This is a genomic window from Hungatella sp. SL.1.14 (assembly GCF_024460495.1).
Classification (GTDB): Bacteria; Bacillota; Clostridia; order Lachnospirales; family Lachnospiraceae; genus Hungatella; species Hungatella hathewayi.
Window position 1 is genome coordinate 44,282 of record NZ_JANFYJ010000034.1, and the last position, 10,235, is coordinate 54,516.

Consider the following 10,235-nt stretch of genomic DNA (forward strand, 5'->3'; position numbering starts at 1 on the left):
AAGGTTCCCCCTACTCGTAAAATTATTTTATTTGATTACTGCATTATCAACTAAAAATTTCATGGTCTTGGTAGAAATCAGATAATCGTCCACATTGTAAGCTCCGGCTGACTCAATCATCTGATCCTTACTCTCGTATCCCATCTCAGCGGCAAGATTATCACGGTCTTCATCCGATACGGTAATGCCTTCCTTATCCGCAATCGCATGGAATACCAGTCTCTGCTCAACCGCAGATTTTGCGATATTCTTCACGTAGTTTTCTTTAAAGGTCTCCTCATCCACACCGTAAAATGCAGATGTAAATGTATTTAAATCAATCCCATACATTGCGGCCTGATTCGTATAATTAAGCAGATAGTTATTGAAGTTCGCATCAACAGCTTCCTGTGTCGTCTCAATCTGGCTGTTTTCAACGACTGCTTTCAGAATATCATTCTCAACAGCGGCCTGCGCCTGTCCTTCCTTCTGCTCCAGAATGGTCTGCTTTTTGCTCTCCTTGTATTCATCAACCGTCTTGAAATCAGATACTTCCTGAACGAACGCGTCGTCTAATTCCGGCATGTTCTTTTCCTGTACGTTGTTGACGGTTACCTTAAATTCCACTGCCTGACCGGCTAAGTCAGCATTGCCGTAGTTTTCCGGGAAGGTTAAGTCGAGCGTTACTTCATCGCCCTTCTTCGCACCGATCAGTCCGCTCTCAAAACCGTCGATAAACTGGCCGGAGCCAATCACAAGATCCTGTCCCTGTGCAGTACCGCCGTCAAATGCCACGCCGTCCTTCGTTCCAACGTAATCGATATTTACCTTATCCGTATCCTGAACGGCACGGTCTACATCGTCGTAGGTGGTCTTGCTCTCACGCTCTGATAAGATTGCCGCGTCTACTTCTTCATCAGATACTTCCACCGGTGTCTTGGTCACTTCAATGCCCTTATATTCGCCGAGTGTCACGGTACCGTTATCAATTCCGGATAAATCCATCATCTCCAGCTGTTCAGATGCTTCCGTCTCTGAACCTGCCTCTGCAGTAGTCTCCGTGGTAGTTTCCGCAGGTGTCGTCTCTTCTGCCGCCTTCTTGGAGCAGCCAGTCACAACTGCCGCCATAATCAGTCCGCAGGCAGCAACTTTTAAAAATTTTCTCATAATACGTTCCTTTTCCTTTAATCAAAATAATAAAAATATAAAATGCTTCCTGACAGTTATACCATATCGGAGCATGTAAAAAAAGCTTTTTACCGAAATTAACAAAAATTTCAGAATAGGCGGTTACTGTTCGCAGAGTTTTAGGAAGCCCGGTAAAATGCCAGAAAGGCCTTGTATGTATTGTATACATCCAGCTTGGAGGCCAGTTCAAACGGAGAATGCATGGAAAGAATCGGCACTCCCAAATCAACTACATCTACATTCATATGAGCCACATACTGGGCGATCGTTCCGCCGCCGCCCACATCGACCGCGCCAAGCTCGCCGATCTGCCAGTACACGCCTTCCTGATCCATCATGGCGATAACCTTTGCCATCACTTCAGCGCTGGCATCATTGGAAGAAGACTTTCCGCGGCTTCCTGTATACTTCGTCAGTACACAGCCCTTATTTAAGAAGCAGGAATTCCGCTCCTCATAGACTTCCGGGAACGTCGGATCATAAGCTGCATTTACATCGGAGGATAAACAGATGGAATTCTTCAGCGCGCGCTTCACATCCGCTCCCTGCGTCTCTGCCAGTTCCTCCACATAATGAAGCACATAATCGGAATTCAGTCCGGTATTTCCCACGGAACCGATCTCTTCCTTGTCTGTCAGAATCGTCACCGTCGTATAAACCGGATTCTTCGTTTCCACTTCCGCCATAAGCGCCGTATAGGCACACACCCTGTCATCCTGTCCATAAGCGCCGATCATGCTGCGGTCCAGACCTACGTCGCTGGCCTTATGAGCCGGAACCAGCTCGATCTCTGCACGGAAGAAATCAGCCTCGGTAATTCCATAGCGCTCATTTAACAGCTGAAGCGCCAGGAGCTTAACCGGCTCCTTGATTTTGGCTTCATCAACATAGGGAATGGAACCGATGATTACATTCAGCTCTTCGCCCTTCAGCCCATCCTTTAAGGGGCGCATATTCTGGTCGGCCGCCAGATGAGGGAGTAAATCAGTCACACAGAAGACCGGATCACCTTCCTGCTCGCCGATATTCACTTCTACTATCTCGCCGTTTTTCTTCACGATCACTCCATGCATGGATAACGGAGTGGCTCCCCACTGGTATTTGCGGATTCCGCCATAATAGTGAGTCTTAAAATACGCCAGATCCTTCTTTTCATAAACAGGATTCGGCTTCAAATCGAGACGCGGGGAATCGATATGCGCTCCATTGAAACGAAGCCCCTCTTCCACGGATTTGCTGCCAAAGGTAGTCGCTATCACTGCTTTTTTCCGGTTCACCATGTATACCTTGTCTCCAGCCGCATACTTCTTACCGGCTTCGAAAGGCTCATAACCTGCCGCTTCCAGTATTTTAACGGTTTCCTTTACACATTCCCGCTCTGTTTTTCCCTTATCCAGAAATGCTTTGTAGCCTGCACAGAACATCTCCGCAGCCTCTCTCTGTTCCGGTGCTTCCTTTGCAATATTGGGGAATTCCCAGGTTAATTCTTCTGCTAAAAGTTCTCCTTTAGTCTTTTCCATCGTGTCAATAACCTCCATATTTGTCTATTGTACTATTCGTTTATTAAAGTTCTTCGCTGTCGAGTACCAGGGTAAACGGTCCGTCATTTTCCAGATCAATGATCATGTGTGCACCGAAGCTTCCATGTTCCACCATCTGTACGCGCTCGCGGCACCGTGAAATCACATATTCATACAGTTCCTCCGCCAGCTTCGGGCCTCCAGCCTTTATAAAGCTGGGACGGTTGCCTTTTTTACAGTCGGCATACAGCGTAAACTGGCTTACCACCAGAAGCGCTCCGCCGACATCCGCCAGCGAAAGATTTGTCTTTCCATTCTCATCTTCAAAGATACGCAGTTTGCATATCTTATCCACCATCCGGTCCGCCGTCTGCTCTGTGTCCGTATCCGAAACACCCAGCAGAAGCAGAAATCCTTTTCCGATGGCGCCAATCACTTCCCCATCCACGGACACCGCCGCGCGGGACACTCTCTGCAGTACCACCTTCATGTCGTTCACTCCTGTCTATTGGCAGCAGTTTCCTGAACTGCTGCGTCTATTTTAATACCAGCCGGAGATATTCAAACAGCGTCTCCGTCGCTCTTTCCCGATAGACAATCTCTCTCGCCAGTACCGGGTAATCCGTAATGATGTTGTCAACTCCCAGCATCTTCATCCGCTCCATCTCACTCTTGTTGTTCACGGTCCATGCATGGATCGCTTTTCCTTTTTCATGAGCGGCTTCCACCAGCTTTCCGCTGACAAAGCTGGAGCGGATACTGATAAAATCCACATCATCATCCGAGTAATAATCGCCGTATGCGGCAGAAATAATATATCCGGTTCGTATATCCGGATCCAATTCCTTCACCCTGGACAGATAGGAGAGGCGCGTGGACGTCACCACACACTGTTCCTTCATCTGATGGTCCGTAATTAACTGCACCACTTTATCCGGCAGCGGACTGTCCTTCCCCAGATTTTTAATTTCAATATTCATCTTGATCCGGCCCTTGCAGTAATCCATAACCTCTGTAAGCGTCGGAATCCTCTCCCCTTCAAACTCCCTGGAAAACCATTTGCCCACATCCAGATCCTGCAGATCCTTCAGCGTATAGGAGCCAATCGTCCGGTTCACACCTGCCACCCGCTTCAATGTGGAATCATGGCCCAGAACCACCACGCCGTCGGCCGTCTCCTGCACATCGATCTCCACAAAATCGGCCATATTCTCCACGGCCAGTTCCATCGCCGCCATGGTATTCTCCGGTGCAGATTTAGAGCTGCCACGGTGCGCGGTAATCTGAATCTCCGTCAGGATATCGTCTGTAATGGCGGAACCATTTCTCACAAGGTTGAAGAGAAAGAAGAGGCTGAGCGCTGCCGCCACAGCCACTCCCGCGCCCAGGATCCGTCCGCGGAACGATTTTCTGGAGGGATAGGAAAAATCCCACCGGGGTTCCCGGCTCAGCCGGTTGCTGTATTGGTAATACTGAACGCTGAGCGCCGCAAAATTCCCCAGGGCCAGCCCCATGCTGGCCAGGAAGATAAGCACCAGCTCGATCCTGTCTCCAACCGCCGGCAGTATGGCCAGCGCCAGGCGGTTGTCCGTAAACAGGCTCATACCAACCGCCGCTACCAGGATACAGAAAATATAGATCACATGAAGCAGTAGAATCAGTCCGGCATAATATCCGCCCAGCAAAACCACCGTGTTTGCCAAATGCCCCTTCAGCAGCCTCCGGCTTCGCCTGTATCCATCCCGGAAATTCTTCTGTTCGATCATACAGGCGTGAAAGGTGTACAGCCCCGGTACAACGGCCAGGAGGATGAGCACCACCGCAGCACAGACTGCCAGCCGTCCCGCGTTCTGCCTCATCAGTTCCGACATGACAAAATTCAGCGGCTTAACATGGGTTAAAACCCGGTAGATCAGATACAGGTTGGAGATCCCGTAATCAGCCAGTATCAGGAGCCCCAGCTTCCAGTTTTTCTTCTTAACCTCATCAGACAGCTTCGATAAGCCGCCTAAAAAGATCTCTCCCACACGGAGCTTCCTGAAATACGCCGCCCCCTGAAACAAGGTCAGCAGACAGCCGGTCTCCAGCGCGAGAAAGAGGACACCAACAATCCCTATCAGAAGAATCATGAGGATCGTCCCCGGCTTCAGCAGGAAATAACCGAAATTGCCCGCAGTTAAATAGCTGTATCCGGCCATCTTTAGGGACCACTTTAACCCCTTATTAAGCAGAAAGAGATAAAGCGGCCCGGTGAGCAGGCGGTACAGGACTTCAAAAAGCAATGCATTCTTCTGATTAAATTTAAGAATCTGGCATGTTTCCTTCGTCAACGTCCTCATATACAACCTTCTTCTACAGGGTTATTCGTTCCATTCACTGTCCTGTTAAAAAGCAGCCCGAACGGATGGAATCCGCTCTGGCTGCCCACGTTCTACGGTAATTCTTCCTCTGCCACTTCCTCGTCATCGGGCATCTCCTGATCCTGCATCCGCTGTGCCTCAGCAAGTTCCAGAATAGCCTGATTAAGGGAAAACATCTTTACATCCAGCATATTCACCACGTCTGCACAGGCCTTTAACTCCTGCTGTAAATACGCCGGGGCATTTCCTTCAAATTTGTAATAAATCTTATGTTCCAGACTTGCCCAGAAATCCATGGCAATCGTTCTGATCTGAATCTCAACCTTTGTATCAACAGGCCCGTCAGTCAGATATATGGGAATCGTCACCACCATGTGATAGCTCTTATAGCCATTGGGCTTGGGATTCTTAATGTAATCTTTTACATAGAGCACCGTAACATCGCTCTGTTTCGTAATCATCTCAGCAATCTGATAAATATCTGATGTAAAGGAACAGATAATCCTGATTCCTGCGATATCGCTTAACTTTTCCACCATGTTGTCGATCGTCACTTCAAAACCGTAGCGCTTCAGCTTCTTAACGATGCTGTCCGGCGTCTTAAGACGGGACTTGATGTGTTCAATCGGATTGTAATTGTAGATGTGCACAAACTCATTATTGAGTATCTCAATCTTCGTATTGATTTCTTTTAATGCCGAGTCATACAAAAACATCACAGATTTCCACTGGTCAACCTGGTTAAATGAATTGGGAATATTCATCTTCATTCCTCCCTTCCTCACCACGTGTCCGCATTCTAGTCAGTCCGGGCAGAGCCGCGTCAAAACGCCTCTGCCCGTTAGAATTAGTATACCATAGAAACCCGGCATTTTATATTCTTTTTCCTGACTTTCTAAAATTTTAATCCTTTTAACAGTGCGCCCAGGCCTGTAGTCACTTCTCCGTCGCCCTTGTAATCAAATCCTTCCAGGTCGATTTCCTCATCCGGTTCAAGAGCCTTCATGCTTAAGCTGATCTTATTGTCCTTGATGGAGATAATCTTTACTTTTACAGTCTGGCCTTCCTTTAAGACAGCTCCCGGATGCTTGATTCTCTGATTGCTGATCTGTGAAATGTGCAGAAGTCCGGATAAGCCATTTTCCAGATTGATAAACGCGCCATACTCTTTTAACGTATCTACGGTTCCATCCATAACGGCGCCCACTTCGCACCTGGCAATCTTCTTATTCTTTTCTTCCTGAAGCTTTGCACGCGCAGGTTCTTTACCGGAAAGCACCAGTTTCTTCGCTTCCGCATCGGCGGTAATGACAGTGGCTTCTATCGTCTTTCCATTATATTCCTCTAAGTTCTCAACATATTCCGCCGCAAGCTTGGAAGCCGGAATAAATGCTCTGACGCCCTCGAGATAGGCAACCGCTCCGCCTTTGACGATCTCGGCGATCTTAACGTTTACAATGGTGCGGTCAGCCATCATCGCGGCAAACTTATCCCATAACCGATTCTCATTGGCCTCCTTCATGGAAAGCTCGATATTGCCCTCCCCGTCGTCGGTGCTGATGACTGTGGCTGTAATCTCATCGCCGGGATGGATCTCCGCCTGAAGCTGGAAATCAGGATCACCGTTGATGTTCTCTTTGTTGATGACTCCGCCTGCGTAGTACTTTAAATCAACAAGAACCTGATCTTCTGTCACTCCTGCTACCGTTCCGGTCAGGATATCGCCTTCCTTAACGCGTTTGAAGGAAGCTTCCAGTTCTTTGGCATAGTCTTCCATAGTCTCAACGCGGGCTTCCGGCTGGGGAGCCGGGGTCTCCGTCTCCGGGGCTGCCGCCTCCTCTGATGCGGTCTCTGCAGTGTCCACTACTGCGTCTGCTGTTTCAGTCACTGCATCCGCTGCTGCAGCCTGCTCCAAAATTTCATTTCTTTCTTCACTCATGTTTCTCTCCTCCAGTGTGTTAGATTATATGTAAATTTAATGATTTTCTTTTACAGTATACCATAAACAGGGGATTCGTGGAAGCCCTGCCTTTACTGCAAATTTCTTAAATATTGGTTAAATATCCGGCAATTGCAAAAACAGGCATTTTTCGGACTGAAAAACCCGGGAACCATATTTCTTCCCGGGCATTTTATCTTGATCAGCGGAGCTTAAAACAGGCCGTTTTTTGATCAGGCACGTACTGTACGTTTTCTTAAAAACCATCTCTGAGGATCACGAATCTGTATCTGATAACAGAGCCATAATGGTATACATGCCGCGATCCAGGCCAGCGGACTCGCCATACAAATCGCCATATATCCCCATTTTCCAGTCAGTGTAAAGGCGATGATTGTTCTCACCACCATCTCAGCCACACCACACAGCATTGGCAGAATTCCATTGCCAAGCCCCTGAAGGACATTGCGGTATAAAAACAGGAACGCCAAAAATACGAAATACCATGAAATCGTATGCAGATAAGTTGTCGCATACGCCAGCACCTCCTCAGATGGGTTGGATATAAACCAGCGGACAATGCTTTCGCCGCACACGGCCGAGACAAACACTGCAACACCTACCGCTCCCAGTACAATTATGTAGGACTGGCGTACCCCTTCTTTCACCCGGTCAAACCGCCCGGCTCCCATATTTTGTCCGCAATACGTCGCCATCGCCGCCCCCAGCGTAATCATGATCTGTGTAGACAGGTTCTCCACCTTAGACGCTGCTGTATAGGAAGCCACCACGGTGGAGCCGAAATCATTGATTGCACTCTGCAATATCATAACGCCAACAGCAGTAATGGAAAATTGAAGCGCCATGGGAAGGCCAACACTGAACATCTGAACTACCGTGTACCACCGGCATCGGAAATCTGATTTTTCCAGTCTCAGCATCGGAAACTTTTTAAACATATAAATCAGGCACAGCACTGCTGAAACTCCCTGAGCGATTACCGTAGCCAGCCCGGCACCGGTCACCCCCATATGGAAGGTAATAACAAACAGCAGATCCAGCACTACATTTAAAAGAGAAGACACGATCAGGAAATAGAGCGGTGTCCTGCTGTCCCCCACGCCTCTGAGTATGCAGGAAAGCACATTATAATAAAGCGTTGCGCCTAGACCGCCGTAAATTATCATTAAATAAGAAGAAGCACCATCCATAATATTTTCAGGCGTTCTCATGAGGTGCAGAAGCGGCTCCGTTGTCACCATGGTCACTCCGGTTAAAACCACCATTACCACAGCGCTGAGCATCAGTGCCACAGCGACGTAGTTTCGCAGACGCTTTTTATCTCCTGCTCCAAAGGCCTGGGATATCATAACCCCAAAACCGCTGGCAATTCCGTTGCAGAAACCGATGACAAGAAATACCATGGAGCCGGTCGCACCCACGGCTGCCAGCGCTTCCTCTCCGATAAACTGCCCTACTATAATGGAATCCACCATATTATAAAACTGCTGAAAAATATTACCGATCAGCAGAGGAATGGAAAAAGCCAGAATCAGCTTCAGCGGCTTTCCCTGTGTCATATCCTTTGTCATTTTTCTATACTCCTCATCTCACAATTCAACTACTAAAATCAACTATATAATCTATCACATCTGTTCTGTGATTACCAGTGATTTCTTCAGAAATGGGGGAATAACCAAAAATAAAAAGCGTCCGCCCGGCAGACTGTACATTCTGCCGGGCGGACGCCACTTTACTGCTTATTCATCTGTTTCTTAATTACTTGTTTTCTTCCTTTTTCTTATTATTCAGCATTGAGAATGCCGCCAACAAGAATCCGGAAAGAATTGCTGCTAATCCTGCCTGTGCACCTGCGCGGTCGCCAGTCTTTGGAAGACCTGCCAACGGCACATTGCCATCGTCAATCAGGATTAAGTTGTCTGTCGGACTGCCATCAACCGGTGCATTGGCTAACGGAACTGCGTCCGGATCGATGGTTACGGTAGGACCATTGTTGTCCCCAGGACCTCCTGGCTGGTATGGTTTGTTTTCATTCGGGGTGCTGCCACCGCCGTTACCACCCGGGTTGCCGCCGCTATTGCCACCCACTGATGTCACGGTTAATACGCCATCAATATAGGTTATTGCATAGTTTGCAGTAACATCCGTATTACCGGATTTAATCATTGCATTGCTTGCAACATTGGCACTGGTTCCTGTCGATCTCTGAGCTCCTGTTACCGTTACGCTTTCAAGTGTCTGGCCTTCCGCCAGTGTTCCACCCGTAATCGTTGCTGTCGGGGCGGTTAAATCAGTTCCATCATAACGTTTCTCAGCACTGTCGGCAGTGATTGTAATTTCACGTTTGCCGATTACTACGGTTCCTTCTGCTACCTGAGTCTCGTTATAATTCGGATTTGTGGCTTTTACATATACGGTATAGGTACCGGCTTCGGTGAAGGTTGGGGCTGTTTCACTAAATTCAATCTTATTAGTTGAATAAAGGAGTTTAGAGCCTTCTTTCAAAGCTATGGCATTCTTTAATCCATGATTTAATCCATCATATACGAGTGCCTGCCCCTCAACATTTACACCATTGTCAGTTGCTGCCACAATTGTTAGATGTCCTTCATATACAACTACATGGTAATTGGAATTCTCGGTGTAATTTGCCGTCAATCTAACCTTATCCCCTACATTATTCTTTCTTTCATCTCCTGATTGTCTTACAAAAGTCACTGTTCCAAGGTCATCTGATCCTATTAGTTCACTTATACTGCCTGTAAATAGAGGATCTTCATATCCATAAACCTTAGTTACATTATCAACAATAATTACTGCTTCTTTTTTGTTAATAACAATAGTTGCATTTACTACAGGTGTCTCTTTATAATTTGGATTTGTGGCCTTTACATAAACCGTATAGCTTCCAGCATCTGTAAATGACGGCGCTGTCTCGCTGAATTCTTTATTGTCTGTTGAATACCACAGGGTCGATCCCTCTTTCAGCGCTTCCGCTCTCTTTAATCCATGACCGGTTCCGTCATACGTTACCGTCTGCCCTTCCGCACTTACTTCATTGTCACCTGCAGCCACAATTGTCAGCATTCCCGGTATGATTTCCACCCTATAGTTCGGGTTTTTTGTATACTCTGCCGTCAGGCTGATCTCGTCTCCAACGTTGTTCTTATTCTCGTCTCCGGCTGCCCTTACATAGCTTACCTTTCCAAGGTCGCCTTCCTTTACCAC

8 protein-coding genes are annotated in these 10,235 nt (G+C 47.6%); all 8 read right to left on the reverse strand.

Translation table 11 applies throughout. The annotated features are described in order from the left end of the window. Positions 1 to 27: 27 nt before the first annotated feature. Positions 28 to 1,146, reverse strand: coding sequence for a trigger factor (gene tig / locus NE473_RS26670; protein WP_006771400.1), 1,119 nt, complete (start codon positions 1,144 to 1,146; stop codon positions 28 to 30). A 140-nt stretch (positions 1,147 to 1,286) separates the two neighbouring features. After that, positions 1,287 to 2,687 carry an aminopeptidase gene (locus NE473_RS26675; RefSeq protein ID WP_055651845.1) on the reverse strand — a complete coding sequence of 467 codons (1,401 nt, stop codon included), beginning with the start codon at positions 2,685 to 2,687 and terminating at the stop codon, positions 1,287 to 1,289. Positions 2,688 to 2,730: 43 nt separating this feature from the next. Then, the gene (gene dtd / locus NE473_RS26680) at positions 2,731 to 3,177 is read right to left on the reverse strand and encodes a D-aminoacyl-tRNA deacylase (RefSeq protein ID WP_006771398.1); all 447 of its coding nucleotides are present in this window, start codon (positions 3,175 to 3,177) and stop codon (positions 2,731 to 2,733) included. Between the two features lie 46 nt (positions 3,178 to 3,223). Next, positions 3,224 to 5,026 (reverse strand): glycerophosphodiester phosphodiesterase, encoded by a 1,803-nt coding sequence (locus tag NE473_RS26685; protein WP_006771397.1) that lies wholly within the window; start codon positions 5,024 to 5,026, stop codon positions 3,224 to 3,226. A 92-nt stretch (positions 5,027 to 5,118) separates the two neighbouring features. After that, the gene (locus NE473_RS26690) at positions 5,119 to 5,811 is read right to left on the reverse strand and encodes a GTP pyrophosphokinase (RefSeq protein ID WP_022032223.1); all 693 of its coding nucleotides are present in this window, start codon (positions 5,809 to 5,811) and stop codon (positions 5,119 to 5,121) included. A gap of 131 nt (positions 5,812 to 5,942) precedes the next feature. Beyond that, complete coding sequence (locus tag NE473_RS26695) at positions 5,943 to 6,986, reverse strand: S1 RNA-binding domain-containing protein (RefSeq protein ID WP_172682294.1); 1,044 nt, start codon at positions 6,984 to 6,986, stop codon at positions 5,943 to 5,945. 233 nt (positions 6,987 to 7,219) lie between these two features. Then, positions 7,220 to 8,578, reverse strand: coding sequence for an MATE family efflux transporter (locus NE473_RS26700; protein WP_256265435.1), 1,359 nt, complete (start codon positions 8,576 to 8,578; stop codon positions 7,220 to 7,222). Positions 8,579 to 8,765: 187 nt separating this feature from the next. Continuing rightward, positions 8,766 to 10,235, reverse strand: a 1,470-nt coding sequence (locus NE473_RS26705) for a doubled motif LPXTG anchor domain-containing protein (RefSeq protein WP_256265436.1), incomplete at its 5' end; no start/stop codon positions are given.

Excerpts from the sequence above, each read along its gene's own strand:
- tig (WP_006771400.1), bottom strand. The coding sequence starts at position 1,146 with ATGAGAAAATTTTTAAAAGTTGCTGCCTGCGGACTGATTATGGCGGCA.
- NE473_RS26675 (WP_055651845.1), bottom strand. The coding sequence starts at position 2,687 with ATGGAAAAGACTAAAGGAGAACTTTTAGCAGAAGAATTAACCTGGGAA.
- dtd (WP_006771398.1), bottom strand. The coding sequence starts at position 3,177 with ATGAAGGTGGTACTGCAGAGAGTGTCCCGCGCGGCGGTGTCCGTGGAT.
- NE473_RS26685 (WP_006771397.1), bottom strand. The coding sequence starts at position 5,026 with ATGAGGACGTTGACGAAGGAAACATGCCAGATTCTTAAATTTAATCAG.
- NE473_RS26690 (WP_022032223.1), bottom strand. The coding sequence starts at position 5,811 with ATGAATATTCCCAATTCATTTAACCAGGTTGACCAGTGGAAATCTGTG.
- NE473_RS26695 (WP_172682294.1), bottom strand. The coding sequence starts at position 6,986 with ATGAGTGAAGAAAGAAATGAAATTTTGGAGCAGGCTGCAGCAGCGGAT.
- NE473_RS26700 (WP_256265435.1), bottom strand. The coding sequence starts at position 8,578 with ATGACAAAGGATATGACACAGGGAAAGCCGCTGAAGCTGATTCTGGCT.